Origin of the sequence: Costertonia aggregata (assembly GCF_013402795.1) — a bacterium.
GTDB classification, from domain to species: domain Bacteria; phylum Bacteroidota; class Bacteroidia; order Flavobacteriales; family Flavobacteriaceae; genus Costertonia; species Costertonia aggregata.
Genome location: NZ_CP058595.1, coordinates 3,261,776 through 3,279,847, shown reverse-complemented (window position 1 = coordinate 3,279,847; position 18,072 = coordinate 3,261,776). Strand labels below are relative to the sequence as shown.

Below are 18,072 nucleotides of genomic sequence, written 5' to 3'. Positions count from 1 at the left end.
AATACTGTTTTTCAATAACTAATAAAAAGTTTATATTACTTTATTTTTGTTTATATTTGATTAGGTTTCGAACTAATAACGAACTAATTAAAAATGAACCTTAATTTCTACCTTTCTTCTTACGTCAAGAAAAATGGCACGCAATTGATTAGGCTCAAGATGGAGACCTCGAACAGGGATGTGCAATATTTGGATTCGGGAATCTCTGTCAAAAGTACTCAATGGGACGATAAAAGAAAAAAAATTAAGCGTCATCCCATAGAGGAAAAACTCAACACCAGTTTGAATACCCTTTTGCTTTCACTTCAGAAACTATATTATGAAAATGAGGGTGTTTCAGCGAAAAGACTCCTTTTTCTTTACAAAAATTCCCAAAAGTACGACTCCAGTTCCTTCTTGGATTTTTATCAACAGATAGTGGATGAGGCCAGGCTCAAAGGAAAAATACGTACGGCCAATACACAGCAGAAGTATATAAAAAAGTTGAAGGAGTTTGCAAGACACGTTTCATTTTCAGATTTATCAGTTCAGTTTGCTAAAGATTATGAACAATGGATGCTGGAAAAAGGAAATAAGGTAAATACCGTTGCCTCAAACTTTAAATCGCTGTATGCGGTTCTGAACAAGGCAGTTGCCATTGGTATAATTAAGGTAAATCCAATAAAAGGCTATCAAATTGTTACCGAGAATACAGAAAAGGAATCCCTTACATTCGGTGAAATCAGCAAGCTATCTGATTTAGAAATTCCAGCGCATCACAAAGGGATGTCAAAGGCAAGGGATATGTTTTTATTTTCGTTTTTTACCGCCGGCATGCGCTTCTCCGATGTATGCCGACTCAAATGGGAAAATATCATCGGGAATGAGATTGTCTACACCATGGGAAAATCTAAAACCCGTGCCGGTGCAAAAAGAACTTTACCAGTTACCCCTAAGACAATCGATATAATAGAGAAATACAAAGGAAAGGATGAAACGTTCGTCTTCCCCCCACTCTATGGTATGGCAGACAAACCGGCAGAAAAAATTGAGCACCGACTGTATATTTCAAACAATGCTGCCAATCGGTCTTTAAGAATTGCATGCGAAAAGGCGGGCATCAAAAAACGGGTAAGTATGCATATGGCAAAACACTCGTTTGCCGACTTTGCGGTAAAATCCAACACAGGAATGCTGATGATTTCCAAACTTTTGGGACATACCAAATTATCAACAACCCAGCATTATCTAAAAGATTTCTATCATAAGGAAGAGACTGAAGAAATTAATCGATTGTTCGGATAGCCATTCAATTGTAGCCTTACTTTTTTTAGAAACTCTTTACAAAAGGTGCAATTTGTAAAGAGTATCGTTTATCTTAACTTTTAATCGTAAGTCGAATGCCACCAAATTACCAGTGTTCTGTTCCTTTTTCCCCTTTAAAGGGCCCTGCCAAATCTTCGGTAATCCATCCTGCATAAAAATCGCTTGCCTGAGCCTTTGCCCTTTCTCCATCTATATAACATTCGAGGTGCTGGGGATAGAATGCCAAGTGATCTTTCAGTTCCTGAAACTCGGGAAAGGGATTTGGATAGTACCAAGCCACTGGTAGCTCTCTCATGGTTTTCAAAGCCAGATATATGGCACGTCCCTTCCATTCACACATCGAAGCCTTTCCGTGTATCGGCACTAGTGAACCCATATCAATATCTACTTGGGGAATATAATATGTTGGTGGACTGGCCGTCTCCAAGACCGCAAGGGCATTTTTTGAATCAGCAATCGTCCCATCTTGACAATTTACCAATACCGATTTTCTCACTTTTTCGATTATAGGTGGCCTCGGAAAATCCCATACCGAACGCTGCCCTTTGTTTGGCTCAATAGCGAAGGGTGGCCTTTTATCGCCTTTGTGATTCCAGTTCTCTCGGGCCTTTTGTAACCAATTCGTCCGTACTTTTTTTTTCATAACCTATATTTTACATGTTACCTGGGCTGCTATCGTTTATTCGGGCTTTGATTTGAACTCTTTCGAAAATTCATCTTCCGGCATTCCTACAGGCACGAGAACATGGTTCCAAATATGGTTTAAACTGTAACGAATTATTCTTGACCACCTGAACAGTTTTTTCTTGACCATGGCGCGATCAAATACTTTTGGGAACATTGCTGTATCTATCCAAACTTCTTCACGATGCAAAGCTGGAAATGCCGTTTATCCCATTTTTCAAAATGTCGTACCATACTTCTAACCATAAAAGGATATGGAATAAAGCACATTTTTTGTGCTGTCCCTTTCAAGCATATCGACAAGTCGCCCTTAAGTAAATAAGTGTCATATTTATCGTGTTCGCTTGAAATATTGAATTCAAGGATACCCATACCATCCTTACAATCGATTTTTTTCTTTTATACATTCATCATTGGTATTTTATGAATCAATTTGTATCGGTACGATCTGTTTTCCCAATAGGACTAAAAAGTGTTCCTTACATCAATGCTAGCCCTTTACATCAATACGATCTTAATACCGTTAGGACACTGTCGCAGCTATCGATTCCCTTTCGGGCCGCTTCTTTTTTCTCCAATAACGTGGTTGTCAATGCACGTATAATATTCTTGAGTTTTGTTTTGTCAAGGAAAGGCAACCTACCCTTCGTCACTTCATCGTAATCCGCATTGTTTATCATGTAGTTCCCCAAATAATCACGGATCAATGCCAAATGCTTCTGATAGATGTCGTCTACGTATTCATAATTTGTATAATGGCCCTGAATCGCTTTTTTCAGCCCAAAATCATTTATCAATTTCATATCACCGGAGTTGATTAGCGTACTGTACGTGATGCTCTCGGGATTGAAAATTTCGTAGTCAAGCACTTCGAAGACCATATTGAAGAGCTGCAGTTTCCCATCCGGATCCGAGTTCAAGATAGCGATCATTTCATTACAGGTTTCAATCTTTTTATCAATTGCGATAAGGTTCGCCTGCAATACATCCCTATCCGTGGATATATCTCCTATGAGATTCATTATATACTCTTTCCGGACACTATTGTTCTTTATACTGTCCGAGCATTTGTTCATACTGAAGGCAATGGTGATACCGATTATCACTATAAGTATTTCCCTGAGAACATACCCGATATTTTTCCTTTCCATTTTCATTGGCAACTTTGATTAGTGTTCTTGGCCATTAAAATTAAGATTTTTATGAAAACGGGGTACCTTAAATTAAAAATACCGTGACCGAATTTCGAATTTATTGAGGGAGCAGGGCTCTATGATGGGGATTTACTGATAATCGATAGGAGTATCGAGCCGTGCGATGGCTGTATTGCGGTCTGTTTTGTGGAAGGTGAGTTTACCGTAAAACGCATCAAAAAGGAAAAGGAAAAGGTTACCCTATTGCCGGAGAATCCCAATTACAAACCCATCGTTATCGAAGGGGATACCATACTGGTGATTTGGGGCGTGGTAACATACAGTATCAAGAACCATCAAAAGAAATGAACGTCAAAATGTTTAACTAGACTATTGCCTATTGTATTTATCTAAAGGAGCTTCAAAATATACATTGTTAAACCCGTTGTGAATGTAAAATCGATTTGTCGTTATTTCTTTACCGCTATTCGGCATTTTGCACAACGTGTTATTTTATTCAATCTTTATTTGGAATTATATAAAAAAATTAACAGTAGTCATGGTCAGTATTGAATTTAGAATGTTAAAGCAGATTTCATTCACTCAATCGGCGCCATTAAGAAGCTCCCCTGGAACAGCTTCAAAACTTACATTATCAAATCTTAAGGTGTCTGGTAGAGTATGAAAATCATTACCATTTTCCTGTATGACCAAAGTGGCCTGAAATGTTCCTTTTACGCTTATTTCCGTGATTTCCTCGAATTGAACCCAATTAGGTTCCGCTTCGTCAATCGACCAAGAACCTAAGGATGCATCCTCATCCACTTGATTAAAGGAGATATTGGTCGGCTCCCTTATGAATTCCGCTGTGGTAATTTCGAAATCCTGCCTTTCCAAATTCGGTGTCGCTGTAATGGTCATAATTGCCCTCAATAAGCAATTCTCATCCATCACAGAAGCTGTTATCGAAATAGCGCCATTTTCAAAATATTCGTATATCGTCCATCTTGCCCGAAAATCAATCTGTTCACTAATCGCCGTATCGAGATTACCTAATTCCGGAGGACAAATCTCCGTATTGGAATCATCATCACTACAAGATACCAAGAGTATGATAGCTCCAATTATAAAGAAATATGTTTTAAGTTTCTTGCGCATATTTTGTTCGATAGTTAACATAGGATTGACTTTTTGATAGGAATAAAAGGGGATGAATAGTCCCCTCTATATAACTGATAAGATAGGGGTATTATCTTGAAATTAGAATACGTTTCTCAAATATAATACCGTTTTCCCCATGTACAATGAGTTGGTAAATGCCCTGTGGTATACTCGAAACATCGAAGAGCAATGGATTTCCCCCATTGTTTAAGTTTCCCTTAAAAAGCTTTTTCTGATAAGAAAAGGGTGCTATACCAAGCAAAGAGACGGTTGCCTTTTGGTCGTGTTCAGAAACGACCATAACATTGATTTCATAGGATGCCGGTACAGGGTATACAGTAGAACTGGAGGTTTCATTATCAAACTCTTGAAGTTGAGTTTTGGCGAAGAACGGGCCACCAGGGCCTCCCTCTATGAAGACCGTTCTTGTCCTAGATACGGTTTGCCCATCACAGGTCACCGTCAATCTAAAGTGTACCAAGTTACCGTTTAATGGCAAGGCAAAGGTAGAATAGGTACTTGAAGTTCCTACTTGAAAATAGTTGAACCCATCGTCACTGCGTTCCCATCGATAGGTGGGAGAACCAGAACAATTCTGTACGTTGGAGGTCATAGTGTACTCTTGGCCCACAAGAACCGTGGAGGGGCCACCAATGCCAACTATCAGGGGAGCAAAATCATCATATTCCGATACCACTGAGCGTGCATTCAGCAATTGTCGGTAATTATTTCTATTTGAAGTACCTGTGGGACCTCTTGATTTACTTTCCTCAGTAACATCGGGATTGGAGAAAAAGAGCCTTGGTAAACCGTCGGTTCCCCCGTTTGCGACTACACTCTTTCGATATAGTTTTTGGCAGAAAAAACAATTTCTCTTGTACCATTGATGCCCTTTTGAATTAACATCCAAATTTGCCGGTATGTTGGCATCGTTGTTAAAGGCCTGACCAGAGATCAAATCATATTCCACATCATGTCTACAGCCCATCATGTGGCCAGTCTCATGAGCATAGGTCTTGGTACTGGAATCCGCTTCGACCATCGCTACATAACCTGTATCCTCATTACCGTAATCGTTCAGCGGAGCAACCCCTAGAACAAGGCCCGAAATATAATTTCTATTTACCAGAACAACGACCAAATCAGCACCTGCTTGGTTGCGAAGATTTATAATCGTCTGGTTTGTCTGTAAATTTGCCAAATCATTCAAGATATTGTTACTGGCTCCCGGCAGATTTACATTTTGGACACCTGCCGATTGAAAGGTCAATTGACTACTATAAATCCTTGAATTTCGTAAGGATTGATTTAGTTCGGATATCGCAGTGGTTGCGAATTGATTCGGGTTGGAAACATTGTTCGCTGCATTTGTGAACAATGTGAGAACCCTAACAACACATGCACCACCGGCGGAACTTCTTGCCTCAAGAATGTTGTCGGCCATTTTGTCCAAACTGCCAACGGAGGACTCGGAGCTCCCTTTTTCATTTTTTTTGGCATGGAAATGCATGCCTCTTTTGAAATGAGTTTTTCAGTATCCAGCTCTATCAAATACTCTCCTTCGCCATCAATATGTTCGATTTTGAACGATCTTTCGCCGATGGTCATACTACCGAAATTTTTACCGTCCTGATGGATGAGGGTCAAGTCCCCCTGTAAATCTTTTTTGTACAAAAGCTCTGCATTGTAGGTATAGTTGCCCTCCTTATCCACCTCGATATGTTTGGGTACGGCCAATATTTTTCCAGTGCCCGCCTTTTTTCCTATGGGTATGGAAAATTGAAAGTATGCCGGACTTTGCTCGTTCATCCTTTTTTCTTCTGCAAGATTCTTCAAGTTTGGAAACTCGACCTTTCTAATCTCTATAAACATAGGATTGTTCGCCCTTTTGGACATCTTATCCGAAACTGACCTTGTAGATTTACCTTGACCTGATATATCCTGGCCTACCACCTCGAAAAGCTGTGGTATCGGATTTTCGTTCTGCGCTATTGCTATAAGAGGCAGGGTAAATAATATTGAAAATAATAGTAGTTTTTTAACCATAATATTGATTTTTAAGGGTTAATACGTATCAAGGGAACATTTTATTCAGTTTTAACTACATTGTCGTATGATTTTTAACCAGAAGGATTGCCTCTACAATTTAACGATTTAATGCATAAGTAGGAAAAACCTTATGTTAAAAAATATTATTTAGAACATTTTTTAATTTACATCATATGTGTTTCCATACAAGAATCGTCAGTACGGCCCAGGAACTTGAATTACATTATGGCGTTACACGGTCGGACAAGGAAAAGGAAGTCGGCAACGAATTTATTTACCATCATGCGAACGGATATTCCCATAACTCATTTTGGATTATACCGCAAGTTATGAGAAGCTTTTTGTAACATAAATAATGGCCCTGAATCGCTTTTTTCAGCCCAAAATCATTTATCAATTTCATATCACCGGAGTTGATCAGCGTACTGTACGTGATGCTCTCGGGATTGAAAATTTCGTAGTCCAGCACTTCGAAGACCATATTGAAGAGCTGCAGGTTCCCATCTGGATCCGAGTTCAAGATAGCGATCATTTCATTACAGGCTTTAATCTTTTTATCAATTGCGATAAGGTTCGCCTGCAATACATCCCTATCCGTGGATATATCTCCTATGAGATTCATTATATACTCTTTCCGGACACTTTTGTTCTTTTACCCTTGAGCTTTTGCAAAAAGTGCATTCCGATAACTTCCGTATTGTTCTGGCCGCCATGTCCCATTTGACCGAGGCCAAAAGAATTACTTCCATAATGGGCGTTTATGAAAAGTTTGACCTGATCCTTACTCATGACGATGTTAGTTTTGGGAAGCCGAACGCCGAGATTTATGAAAAAACAAGAACCTATCTTAGTTCAAAATCCGAAGAATGCCTAGTTATTGAAGATTCGGTCAATGGCATAAAGGCAGGACTCGTTGGGGGAATGCATGTTTTTGCCGTTACGAACAGTGTTACCAGGGAATCGGTTCATGCCTGCGATCTTCTTGGCCCCGAATACATTGTTGACAATCTGAAAGATTTGATTCCAAAGGTATATAGCTTCATCAAAAATCGGAAAAAAGTGCGCTAATACTCGGAAATACCCTTTTTGGGGCGATAGGACCACCTGCTTCAATCGTTTGTTTGAACTTTAGCAAAGATAAGATTTCAGAATTCTGAATTATCGAAAATGAGGAAGGTTAAAGTCAGGGAAGGCTACACCCATAAACTAAAAAGAGCCTTGCTTTAACCACAAGACCCTTTTACGAGAACACTATATGAAAATGAAAAAATTTACTTTCTTAATTATTGCATGGTAAATTTAGATGGGTAGCCACAGCAATCTTAATAATTGTTGCGAACCAGACTAGAGTTGTGGTGAACTGAGGAAAGTGATTAATTAAAGAGGAATAAAAGATTTATTAAGCAATTTGTTTAATCTCTTTTTTGAACTTTTCCAATCGTAAATAATAAGTCTTAATTCATAGAGCTCTCTATTTTAACAACCACGAATGAATAGATAAGCTATTGATTCCAAATATTGCTTTCGATCTAAATTTCTATACTTTTATAAGGTATTCATTTTCAGAATCCCATAAAATGTTAAAAGTTTAAAAAAATGGAACAAAAATCGTTAAATTGAACTTATTCGAAACTTTACATAGGATGTTATCCTTGTTATAGTAGCCTCAGTCGAAATGATATGAACCGTATTAAGTTGTTTTTCATTGTTATCCTTGGTGTATTCGCTTCCTGCGGATCTGATGAGAATGATATTCCCCCCGCCAATACAAAAGTGGTCAGTTTTCTCAACGAAGTGGTGGATATTATGGAAACGTACTCCATCAATAGAAATACCATAGATTGGAACGACTTTCGAAGTAAAGTTTTGGAAAGAGGGTCAAGGGCAGAAAGTATATCCCAAACAGAAGAGGCCTTGCGTTTAGCTTTAGTTCTACTAGGAGACAACCATAGCTCCATAAGAAAGCAAAACGGCTTCTTCATTTCTGAATCCAATGTAAGGTGTAGACCTTTACCGCTCGAAACGGTTGTCACACCAGATAATATTGGCTATATAAGAGTAGCTTCTTTCTCGGGGACTGATATGGAAGCCGTGGTCTCTTTTGCAGAAAGGCTTCAGGAAACAATCAGAATAAGGGATAGTAAGGACATAACAGGATGGATTGTTGATTTAAGAAATAATACGGGAGGCAACATGTGGCCAATGCTTGTAGGAATCGGGCCCATTCTTGGCGAAGGTATCGTTGGTCATTTCATTGGCCCCGACAATTTTATCCAAGAGTGGTCTTTTTTAGACGGTGTGGCTATGCTTGACTCCAATATCATGGTTCAAGTTTCCGAGAATTATAAACTGTTCAATCCAAATCCAAAGGTAGCGGTACTACTAAACAAGGCGGTAATCAGTTCGGGGGAGGCCATAGCCATTTCATTCATTGGTCGAGAAAATACCATGAGCTTTGGAGCTGAGACTTGTGGATTATCCACGGCCAATGCAGGATTTGAACTCAGTAATGGATGGTTTTTGGCACTCACAACTTCGGATATGGCGGATCGGGAACAAAATGTATTTGGTGGCCCCATCGTTCCTGATATGTTATCATCAGAGAAAGCAATTATTAGAAATGCGATCGTTTATCTAAACGATTAAGACTGCCGGCAACTGGTCTGGTGAATCCTAAGCCAAAAGAGGGCTAAAATTTAGTATTAAGTAATCTTTTATTTGAACTTTGTTAATGGCTATCCCTTGAATACTGTGGGACGGTGATTTACGATTGCCGTTGCACCATAGCTCTCAGCCAAATCTTTTTGTTTGTTTTATTATTCGACTTTAAAAGCCAAATCCTTTGGATGTGGCGCACACTCTAAATATACCTAAACTTGGCGTTTAACACTAACAACCCAAATTCATCTTAGCCATTTTAGTAGTGCGTTTTCCGACTACTATAAGTTTTTAACTAGCTGTTTTTGCTTCTTTCAGAGCGTTTTTCAATTTTTTTGCGTTGAGATTTCAAATTCCGTTCTTTGCGTTCTGTCCTTGGGTTTTTTCTATTAATCGACTTGAAAAACGCTGAATTTTGACGCCAAACCGAGTTTGCGATTGAGAATATTTTCAAATACTTGCCTACAATTGGATGAATCCGTATCTATTCCCAAATCACTCTTTTTTATTGTTTTTATTCGTCCAATTCCTTTCTTATTTTATTGCCTTCCGCAATTATGTCGTCAGCGGTCATTCCATCCAATACACTTTGGAGGCCTTCTAGTTTTTTTGTAGCACCACCGTTCGTTAAGCTAAAGAAATCAAGTTGTCCCCTGAAAAGTATCAGCCCCATAGATTCACGAAATTCTTTTTTCTTCTTTTTATCAAGTGTTTCTTCTATCTCCGCTATTGATTTTTTTAACGATTCCTTTGTAGAGCCGTCTATTTTCTTTTGACAAGAATTGAACAAAAGGCAAATTAGAATTAACGTTGGGATTGCTCTTTTCATTTTTGTTTTATCTTTTGATTAAATGTTCTAGAACGTTTTCGTGTAATAACATTTGTGGGTTTAGTAACCAATTTAGCAAAGTTTGGCAAACCAGAGAGAAATCCGCGGGATTTTCAGAGTATACAAGGGTTGGCAATTGTTTTTTATACATTGCTACCCAATGTTTTCTTCAGATAAAATTTTATAGCTCCGCAAAATCGTGTTTCGATATATTTGAGGCAATTAAAAAATAGCCTTCAAGTAACTATATTTTGATTCTTCTGCTCTTGAATGAGCATAAGCTTTGGGAACTGACATTATTTGTCCTTTTCAGGAAAGATTATCTCCTTGAAGGTCCCTTTACCGTTTTCAATATAAGGTTCTGGCACTAAATGAGCGTGCCCTTCATCATAGATTTCACCTGTTGTTTTTATTTTATACCACGATTCTTGCATTTCAGAAAGAACACTGATATCGTAATGGTCTTCCTTTTCAAGAATGCGCATCTTACCTCTAAAATTGACTATATCAGCGGTATCGAAAGAAATGATCGCTCCAATTACAAATTCAATTTTCTTTTTAATACTTTCTGTTTGTACATAATACGGGATGCCTTTTTCCGTAATAAAATCTATAGGGTTTGCAGCTTTGTTTTTGAAAGCTGTATTTGTGGTCAGGTTCACACCTACATTATCGTAAAATATGGTATTGATTGGCAGATACATAATGGGATTTGAAAACACAACATAAATTTCATTCCCATTAGTTTGGACACTTGTACGAGTGAAATTTTCTAAACTTACTTTATCATCGATTAAAGGTAATGCAAGTCGAATAATCGAATCTTTTCCTAATTTCACTAGCTCTTTTATCTCCTTGTTCATCTTGACTTCGTTTTTTTTGAAACCTTGAGCGTGACAAGTAGAAAAAACAAGTGCTAGCTGAATGATAATGTATGTGACTTTTTTTTTCATAAGTAGCTTATTCAAATATTAGGTAACAATTGGATACGGTTACTAGTAACTATTTTTTCTATTTTACACTTAAATTACCGAAATCATTGAAAACAATGGCTTTTTAATCGATTAAGGGTATATTATAGATAATATAATATGCGTTTATAAACGATTGATCCAAATCACATCGTTGATCTAAATCTTCAAAGCCTACCTTTTGCATGTATGGATTAAAATCAATTAAGACTTGAGTTTGTCCAGCAAATTTTCTGCCTCGATGTTTTCCCTATCCATTTCAAGGGCCCTTTCCAAATATTTTAACGCCTTGTCCCGTTCTTTTTCATAAAAATAGCTCCTTCCCAATAAGAAATTCAGATATGAGGAGTCAATTTTTTGGTCAATAAGATCTTGCGCCAATTCTATTACTTGCAATTCCCGTCCAAGATTGCTTAACATGTCCAGGGCACTTTCCCAATCCTTTGTCGTAATGATTCCGGATTGACAATATCCTTCATTTCCTGATGCTCTCTCAATAAATAGAAGGCAGGGATATTGACCGACCAGTTGGGGTTTTCCGCAAGTCCCTTTTTTATCCACTTTACGGCCTCGTTTTCTTTACCCAATGCAATGTTGGCACCTGCAATTCTAGCGTACATTCCATTCCAACCTTCCAACATTGATTCAGCTTCCCGTAATATATCTTTTGCTCTTTTTATATTTCCTTCTCGATTAGCGTACAAAGCTTGATTTAATCGTATTCGACCGTAATGGTAATCCATTAAAGTCTTCAATTCCTTAATAGGATTTTTTGAATTGTCCACTCGAAGGTCGATTTGATTGTACCATTCGTTATGCTCGCCTTTCACAACTATTGCGGCAGATTGCTTTCCTGAAATTTGTCCGCCCGCATTTTGTCCGGCAATCAGGCTTTTTAAAAGTCGTTGAGCTAAAGTTCCTTCAGAATTTTCAAAAGTATTTGACATATTCGACAATACTTTATCGCCAAGTTGATTGCCCATTACAACGAATTTCGTTCCCATAATTTCAGACGCTTTTCCTTTCCAATATTTTAACGATTGACCGGTGAAAGCAAAAGCGTTCCCTTTTGAGTCCAAACCTGAAACTTGTCGGTAATTTGCCTGGTCGTCGCTCTTCTTGACTTCGGTAATCGCCTGCTCAATTGATTTACCTTCTTTCAGCTTTATGAATCCTTCAACCGCATATCTTGGTTCGGTTTCGGCAATTACCGAAAAAGCCCCTAGTCCAGGTTTGACGTAAATCGTGGAATTTCCCACATAAATGTTGTTCGTGGCCACTGCGACTCCCCATTCTTTATTGGTCTCGTCGTAGGCCAGAATGGAAAAAGTTGAATTGATATCTTTTTGGGTCAGTAAGCTGGGTAGATTTTGTGAATGGGAGGTAATAGTGGTCAAAAGCAGAATAAAGACCAGAGCAGTAGTGTGACGTTTCATTCGATTGATTGTTTTTGATTGATGCTTAATAGGTAGGTATTTCTCATATATGTTACACAATCTAACTCAAAATCACTTCTCGTCATATTATATCAATCCTTTAATTGAACTTTTTTAACAACTTTCGGGTTAGTCGTCTAAAACTTGAACTTTTCTTTACCACTTTCAATACATGTATTTTCTAGATCTTAGCTATTATAAATTACGAACATAATCCTCGTATTTTGGAGGATTTTTAGTAATCATATTTCCTTGAAAATCAAAGACATCGTATGGGCTGTCGATATCTATCAAAAATTTAAAAGTGTTTTGAGCAAAAATAAATCCATCGTCTTCTTGGAAAAATGTTATTTGGTCATATTCGATTGGAACAATTATGTCCAAATTGGTATTAATAACTCCTGTTTTACCTCCTATTTCTGTCCAGTGCTCGCTATGATCATTCTCATAATCAATCCACTTGATCATATAACCATTCTTACTTACTTTAATTAAGTTTGGTTTAGTAACAAATACTGCGGTATAAATCGGAGGAACTACAATCATGTTTGAACTATTGATTACTCCCCATTTGGGCTGATCATATGCCAATTCAATATCACAGCCATTCCAAGAGCCCTCATTGATATAGGAGTAATAATCCATTATTCTGGCACTATATTTACATTGAAAATTTACATCTCCATCAAAAAAAGAGAAATAGTGTTCATTAAATATTTCTCCAATAAAGCTATAAGTCGGAGGAATTAAAATCTCACCATTTGAGTTTTTCACTCCCCATTTTCCTCTTTTGTTTTGAAATCGTTTAAGGGTTTTTTTCATTTTCTTGAGAAGTGAAGTGTGAATCGTTTATTTGAACTTCGGTTCTCTATTATCTTGATAGCAACATAAGAAATATTCATATCTTTCAGTGGAAAATTTATAGCCGAGTTTCTCGAAGTACAATTTTATTTCACCTTCAATTTTGTATGAATTGTAGAGAAGCGGATCACTATTTACATTATCAATAAAGCCCTTGACTGTTTCCAAATCGAAGTCCTCAATTTCAATCTCTTCGAATATTTCGTCTCTGGTTTTTTCAAACACATCAAACTGCCTTATTAATTTCATTAAGCATAGATATTTAAGATTTTGAAGATTCACTAGCCTGTTCACCAACTTCTGGTAATCCTTTATTTGAACTTTCATAAAATACGAAATTCAAATACAATCGAGGTGCGGTTACTTGAACTGTGCATATTAAATCTATCTAAATTTAAACTTTTTTCCTCAGAGAACGCTTTCGCTTGTTTACATGATACTAGGCCAATAAACAATCAAGTTAGAAAGGGCTTCCTAATAAGTCAATCTCACTAAGGGGCTGGCCAGAAATATAACTAATCGAAAAAATTTGTAGTAATAACTCAAACGGTCAGTTTACTAACCAAAATAGGTGGTTAACTCAATACGTATTTCGGATTGATTCTTGTTCATTTAGTTTAGCCAAAAACAAGCAACTATGAAGAAATTTTTACTCCTTTTACTTTTTGTATCGACAATTGGCTTTGGGCAAAAAGAATATTTGGCTGACCTCCCTATTAGAGGAGCGGTTTCTGAAATCGGTATTTCACCGTCGGAAAAATTATGGTTAGCTACGAAACCGGGCAACACTTATTATGCAGATAGCATTCAGGGACTTTGGCGTTTTGGTCCTATGCAACCAAAGGGAATTACAGGTGGAGGTATCTACGAGAGAGTTAACTTCTTTTCGGAAGACACCTTAATGATATCTGGCTATATTCATGGCGATGACTCCAATACAGATTTTGTCCTATGGTCGGGTGACCAGGGAAAAACATGGGAAGAAATAAAATTTGGTAAAGGCAGTTGGATAGACGCAGCTTTTATTAATGATAACGGAAAGGCATGGATGAGCGGTTCTTCTCAGTTGATATATTATACAGAAGACAGTGGAAAAACATGGCAAGAATTCGATAGAATAGAAAAGAAAAAGAGTGTTCTCAGGTTTTCTACCATTCACTTTTCCAAAGATGAGAGTATTGGGTTATTCGGTTCATTCTGGAATAAAGTTTATAAAACAAAAGATAATTGTAAAACTTGGGAGAGAGTACCGACTCCATTAGACCAGAAAAAATATGAAAGGCTTTCAAAGAAACATAGACCAGATATTCGTAAAATAAGAACCTTCGGGAATTATTATCTTATCAATCAGCAAGGCAATGTATTCTGGTCTGAAATAGATTCGGTTAATTGGAAAGAGCTTCCGCAGATAAAGGATTTTGAGGTGTCTGAAAACGAGTCTGTCTATCTACTTGATAATGATTTGAAAGTTGAACTGAGGGATTCTAAATTTCAGGTCGTTTTTAAATCAGAAAAGAGTCTTGGACATTACCCTATAGCAATCGGTGTGAGGAACAACAATTTTTTCGCCCTTTCTAGTAAGAAAATTTACAAAATTAATCAGTTTGAGTTTGGCGCATCAAAATTACTTACCAAAGAGATTCCAATTCCCAGACCTCAAATAAGGCTAATGTATAGAAATGAGCCGTATGGTTTTGAAGGAAGCACCGTATTTAAGTTCGATAAGAAGAAAAATAGTTGGTACCGATTTATGGAACTTGATTTTTTTATTTCCAATGCTGTTTTTAAGGATGGTAAAATAATAATTGCCGACCAAACCCGAAAAAATAGGTTCTATTTAGACACCATTGATAAAAAGATAGAAAAATATGAACTACCAGAATCCCTTGTTGATTTATCCAATAACCCTATAAAAAATATATCATTTGCTATCGGAAGCTATGGATGTTTTCATAGAAACTCTCAAATACGCGAATATAGCTTGAAGAATGAGTCTTTTGTTCTTAAAAGAAACGAAGGAGAGATATTTTCAAATATGCCTAAGGAAATTCGTGTTGCTGCAATAAATGATTTTATTACAGAGATAGATGCTTCTCGATATGGAAACAATAAAGTTGAAGACTTGGAGATTACCCCCAGTGATTTAGAAAGTTTCAAAAAATTCATTTCCAAAAGTGAAAAAAGAATAGCTAAAAAAGGGATTGATGTTTTTGATAATTTGGGTGCTTACTCTTTTCCTGGAGAAAACACATATTTTGAATTTTACAAAAATGTGGCGGATAATTTTGATAGCATTCCCGAGGTTGTGCTTGATAATGTTTTTGCTCAACGTTCTTCGATGTGGAGTACGACTACTAATTGGAGGAAAGTAACTTTTGAATTTAGGAATGGTCGAACCCTTACCATAGAGAATTCTAGCTTTAAACCCAATTATTTAAACACTCCTTGGACGATTAATCATGATGGTCTGTTATTTACAAGTAATTCCATAAAACTTGCCAAGCAATTGAATAAGCTAACTCAAGGAGGTATGTTCAATGGTTCGACAGGAGATAAAAATTTTGCTATTTTTCAAATTGCGGATTATATGTACCGTCAATCCTTGACAGCATCCAAATAACCAATCAATTCGGCTATTCAAAGCGCGAACATATAGGCTGTCTAATTCGATTGGTTCAATAGAGTCCTTCTGTCCACTAAGAGATAGACCTGCTAGGATTAGAAATAACAGAATTTTAGAGGGTTTCATTTGGGTAGTTTTCAATTCTCTAAAATTGAGTCCATTCAGGCATTAACCAAAGCGAAAATGAGGGAACTGTTTCTTTCGATGAGTAAAAGCGATTTAAATGTTTTACAATGATAAGTGTATATAAGTTTAAGATAATATCTAGTTGGAAGATACAGGGACGGGGAAGCCTTTATAACCTATTGTTCTTTAGGTATATAGATATTTTATAGGTGCTAGTACCTTTATCATACCTAATAATCTATGTGCTCAGTAGCTTTTTCTGTTTATTTAGGGTTCCCAAAGTGTCGTATAGTAAACTGAAATATTATGAAGCAGATTCTTATTCTAACTTGCATCGTCATAAGCAGCTTAGTTAACTCGCCATTGCTAGCTCAACAGAATGCTTTTATAGAGGATTATTTGGAGCGATTGGAAAACTCCCGAAAGTATTTAATTCTCGTGGCGGAAACCATGCCCGAGGATAAATACAACTTCAAAGCAACTCCTGATTCTAAGAGCTTCGCGGAAAATTTAATGCACATCGGATATGCGTTGGATTGGCATAGTCAATCCTTGCTGGGTGAACGAGAATCACGGAATTGGAAAACGGACACTACTTTTGCGCCATTAAATAAATCTAAAAAAGAAATGATTGCAACAATCGAAAAAGCTTTTGATGAGACCATATCCCTGATCGAACAATTTGATACGTCAAAACTCGATGATGAGTTGGATTATTTCGGATTGAACAGATCAAAACGACAAATTTTCTTACTTCTGTCTGATCATGTTACCCATCACAGAGGACAAATCCTTGTGTACCTAAGACTAAACGGTGTAGTACCTCCAAGATACGTTCTGTTTCAATAATTTTTGGATAAAAATTTCAAAGGGAGTTTAAGCAATCCTTCATTTAACCTTTAACGGTGCGACTAAGGCAAGTAGAGCAGGCAAGGAAACTTGTCGTTTCCGTCTGGTCTACTAGCCGGAGCTTTTTGTTTTGTAATTATCTTTAATTTTTTAATTGCCAACTCCAAAAGATTTGGCGGACTTTGAAAATACACCCAAGCCATTAAATTTAAAGCTCTATGCCCTACTTGCTATAGGTATTATCGGCAAATCGTTTTTATTTGTCGATGAAGAAAAACGTTCCGTTATAACTTATATAAAAGCTGAAGTTTCTTTTTCAAAGCCTCACCCCTTAAATTGCGGGCTATAATTATTCCGTTTTCATCCAAGAGTAAGTTGTCTGGAACGTACCGAACATCATAGAGAAAGAAAATATTATTACTTTGAGGACCGACTAAATCGATAACATTAGGCCATGGTAATTTATCATCTTTGACGGCTTTCAACCAATCACTTTTTTCCCTATCCATTGAAGCCCCGATAATCTGTAAATCTCTCTTATGGTATTTATTGTAAAGTTCAATCAAATTTGGGTTTTCCTTTCTACATGGAATACACCATGATGCCCAGAAATCAAGTAATGTATAAGTACCTAAGTTCTGCGAAAGAATGAATGTTTCATTGTTAGTATTTTTTAGAGTGAAATCTATATACTTGTCTCCTACTTGAGGAGCCGGACTGGATTTTAAATACTCGGAGATTAAAATACCAGCTTCTGAATTTTGAATTTCCTTATTCATCCCAGCGAATATGTTGCTTACGGTGTCCCTATTCCAACTTGCCCTTTTTACACCAAGTAAAATTACTCCCTCCAGCGTATTGGGGTAATCCTTAACAAATTGCTTCTCAATGTCCTGAAGTTCTTCAGCAAGAATTTTATATGTAGCATAAATGGAATCTTTTTGAGATTTTTCCATCGTGTTGTCCTTGAGTTGTGCAGAATAGTCATTCATAGCTTTTAAAACATGCTTTTTTCGACTATTGCGTATATTCAGGATTTCCTGATTTTCTCCGCCTGTTACCTTAGCAATCTCTAGATAATTATAATCACCTCTAATATTTATTTTGGAGTTTTCCAACCAAAAACTGTTACGTTGAGAAGCATTTCAATAGTCAATAGGATTTTTCTAGGCGTATCTGTTTTTCCACTAAAGCTGAATTCGCCATCTTTCACTATAGTTGAGTCCATGAAATAAACGTTGCTTATGATTACTTTTAAAGAATCAGTTGCACCCGTAATTTTGCCGTTTATTTTATAGCCTATAGTTTCTTTTTGACTATTAATTTGACATGAGCCCATTGCGATTAGCAACCAGAAATAGAGAATATTCTTCATTGGTCTAAATAA

21 protein-coding genes are annotated in these 18,072 nt (G+C 37.0%); 6 read left to right on the top strand and 15 right to left on the bottom strand.

Features of this window, described 5'->3' with window-relative positions:
- The first annotated feature begins 93 nt into the window (after positions 1-93).
- The gene (locus tag HYG79_RS15170) at positions 94-1,284 is read left to right on the top strand and encodes a tyrosine-type recombinase/integrase (protein ID WP_179242913.1); all 1,191 of its coding nucleotides are present in this window, start codon (positions 94-96) and stop codon (positions 1,282-1,284) included.
- Positions 1,285-1,390: 106 nt separating this feature from the next.
- Here the strand turns inward: HYG79_RS15170 and HYG79_RS15165 are convergent, their stop codons facing one another.
- The 3 genes from HYG79_RS15165 to HYG79_RS15155 all read right to left on the bottom strand — a co-directional run bounded on the left by HYG79_RS15165 (position 1,391) and on the right by HYG79_RS15155 (position 3,146).
- Positions 1,391-1,948: a DUF427 domain-containing protein gene (locus HYG79_RS15165; RefSeq protein WP_179242912.1), complete on the bottom strand. Its 558-nt coding sequence runs from the start codon at positions 1,946-1,948 to the stop codon at positions 1,391-1,393.
- Positions 1,949-1,984: 36 nt separating this feature from the next.
- On the bottom strand, positions 1,985-2,179 hold the full coding sequence (locus HYG79_RS15160) for a hypothetical protein (RefSeq protein WP_179242911.1): 195 nt from the start codon (positions 2,177-2,179) through the stop codon (positions 1,985-1,987).
- 313 nt (positions 2,180-2,492) lie between these two features.
- Positions 2,493-3,146 carry a DUF6090 family protein gene (locus HYG79_RS15155; protein WP_179242910.1) on the bottom strand — a complete coding sequence of 218 codons (654 nt, stop codon included), beginning with the start codon at positions 3,144-3,146 and terminating at the stop codon, positions 2,493-2,495.
- 96 nt (positions 3,147-3,242) lie between these two features.
- On the opposite strand from HYG79_RS15155, the gene HYG79_RS15150 reads away from it, so the two are divergent.
- Positions 3,243-3,491, top strand: a complete 249-nt coding sequence (locus tag HYG79_RS15150; protein ID WP_179243578.1) for a LexA family protein — start codon at positions 3,243-3,245, stop codon at positions 3,489-3,491.
- A gap of 234 nt (positions 3,492-3,725) precedes the next feature.
- Here HYG79_RS15150 and HYG79_RS15145 read toward each other — a convergent pair whose 3' ends face one another.
- From HYG79_RS15145 to HYG79_RS15135, 4 genes are all read right to left on the bottom strand, one after another.
- Positions 3,726-4,301: a hypothetical protein gene (locus tag HYG79_RS15145; protein ID WP_179242909.1), complete on the bottom strand. Its 576-nt coding sequence runs from the start codon at positions 4,299-4,301 to the stop codon at positions 3,726-3,728.
- Between the two features lie 70 nt (positions 4,302-4,371).
- Positions 4,372-5,661 (bottom strand): M12 family metallo-peptidase, encoded by a 1,290-nt coding sequence (locus HYG79_RS15140; protein WP_228027995.1) that lies wholly within the window; start codon positions 5,659-5,661, stop codon positions 4,372-4,374.
- A complete protein-coding gene (locus tag HYG79_RS18100; protein WP_228027884.1) occupies positions 5,592-6,329 on the bottom strand; it encodes a hypothetical protein in 738 nt (245 codons plus the stop codon). The genes HYG79_RS15140 and HYG79_RS18100 overlap by 70 nt, the downstream gene beginning before the upstream one ends.
- Before the next feature lie 283 nt (positions 6,330-6,612).
- Complete coding sequence (locus HYG79_RS15135) at positions 6,613-6,954, bottom strand: hypothetical protein (RefSeq protein WP_179242907.1); 342 nt, start codon at positions 6,952-6,954, stop codon at positions 6,613-6,615.
- A gap of 44 nt (positions 6,955-6,998) precedes the next feature.
- Here HYG79_RS15135 and HYG79_RS15130 point away from each other — a divergent pair, with 44 nt between their 5' ends.
- Positions 6,999-7,400, top strand: coding sequence for an HAD family hydrolase (locus HYG79_RS15130; protein WP_179242906.1), 402 nt, complete (start codon positions 6,999-7,001; stop codon positions 7,398-7,400).
- A 612-nt stretch (positions 7,401-8,012) separates the two neighbouring features.
- Entirely contained in the window at positions 8,013-8,978 is a 966-nt protein-coding gene (locus HYG79_RS15125) for a S41 family peptidase (protein ID WP_179242905.1), read from the top strand.
- Between the two features lie 526 nt (positions 8,979-9,504).
- On the opposite strand, the gene HYG79_RS15120 is transcribed toward HYG79_RS15125, so the two are convergent.
- The 6 genes from HYG79_RS15120 to HYG79_RS15095 all read right to left on the bottom strand — a co-directional run bounded on the left by HYG79_RS15120 (position 9,505) and on the right by HYG79_RS15095 (position 13,336).
- A complete protein-coding gene (locus HYG79_RS15120; RefSeq protein ID WP_179242904.1) occupies positions 9,505-9,819 on the bottom strand; it encodes a DUF6694 family lipoprotein in 315 nt (104 codons plus the stop codon).
- A gap of 296 nt (positions 9,820-10,115) precedes the next feature.
- A complete protein-coding gene (locus tag HYG79_RS15115) occupies positions 10,116-10,772 on the bottom strand; it encodes a hypothetical protein (protein ID WP_179242903.1) in 657 nt (218 codons plus the stop codon).
- Between the two features lie 222 nt (positions 10,773-10,994).
- The gene (locus HYG79_RS15110) at positions 10,995-11,210 is read right to left on the bottom strand and encodes a tetratricopeptide repeat protein (RefSeq protein WP_179242902.1); all 216 of its coding nucleotides are present in this window, start codon (positions 11,208-11,210) and stop codon (positions 10,995-10,997) included.
- Positions 11,204-12,226, bottom strand: coding sequence for a DUF1028 domain-containing protein (locus HYG79_RS15105; protein WP_179242901.1), 1,023 nt, complete (start codon positions 12,224-12,226; stop codon positions 11,204-11,206). The genes HYG79_RS15110 and HYG79_RS15105 overlap by 7 nt, the downstream gene beginning before the upstream one ends.
- A 195-nt stretch (positions 12,227-12,421) precedes the next feature.
- Positions 12,422-13,048, bottom strand: coding sequence for a WG repeat-containing protein (locus HYG79_RS15100; protein ID WP_179242900.1), 627 nt, complete (start codon positions 13,046-13,048; stop codon positions 12,422-12,424).
- Between the two features lie 27 nt (positions 13,049-13,075).
- Entirely contained in the window at positions 13,076-13,336 is a 261-nt protein-coding gene (locus HYG79_RS15095) for a DUF7683 domain-containing protein (protein WP_179242899.1), read from the bottom strand.
- Between the two features lie 388 nt (positions 13,337-13,724).
- Between HYG79_RS15095 and HYG79_RS15090 the strand changes: the two genes are divergently transcribed.
- Together HYG79_RS15090 and HYG79_RS15085 are read left to right on the top strand one after the other, a co-directional pair.
- The gene (locus tag HYG79_RS15090) at positions 13,725-15,707 is read left to right on the top strand and encodes a VPS10 domain-containing protein (protein WP_179242898.1); all 1,983 of its coding nucleotides are present in this window, start codon (positions 13,725-13,727) and stop codon (positions 15,705-15,707) included.
- 435 nt (positions 15,708-16,142) lie between these two features.
- Positions 16,143-16,685, top strand: coding sequence for a DinB family protein (locus HYG79_RS15085; RefSeq protein WP_179242897.1), 543 nt, complete (start codon positions 16,143-16,145; stop codon positions 16,683-16,685).
- 284 nt (positions 16,686-16,969) lie between these two features.
- Here the strand turns inward: HYG79_RS15085 and HYG79_RS15080 are convergent, their stop codons facing one another.
- Complete coding sequence (locus HYG79_RS15080; RefSeq protein WP_179242896.1) at positions 16,970-17,803, bottom strand: TlpA family protein disulfide reductase; 834 nt, start codon at positions 17,801-17,803, stop codon at positions 16,970-16,972.
- Positions 17,785-18,060 (bottom strand): DUF4369 domain-containing protein, encoded by a 276-nt coding sequence (locus HYG79_RS15075; protein ID WP_179242895.1) that lies wholly within the window; start codon positions 18,058-18,060, stop codon positions 17,785-17,787. The genes HYG79_RS15080 and HYG79_RS15075 overlap by 19 nt, the downstream gene beginning before the upstream one ends.
- Between the last annotated feature and the right edge of the window lie 12 nt (positions 18,061-18,072).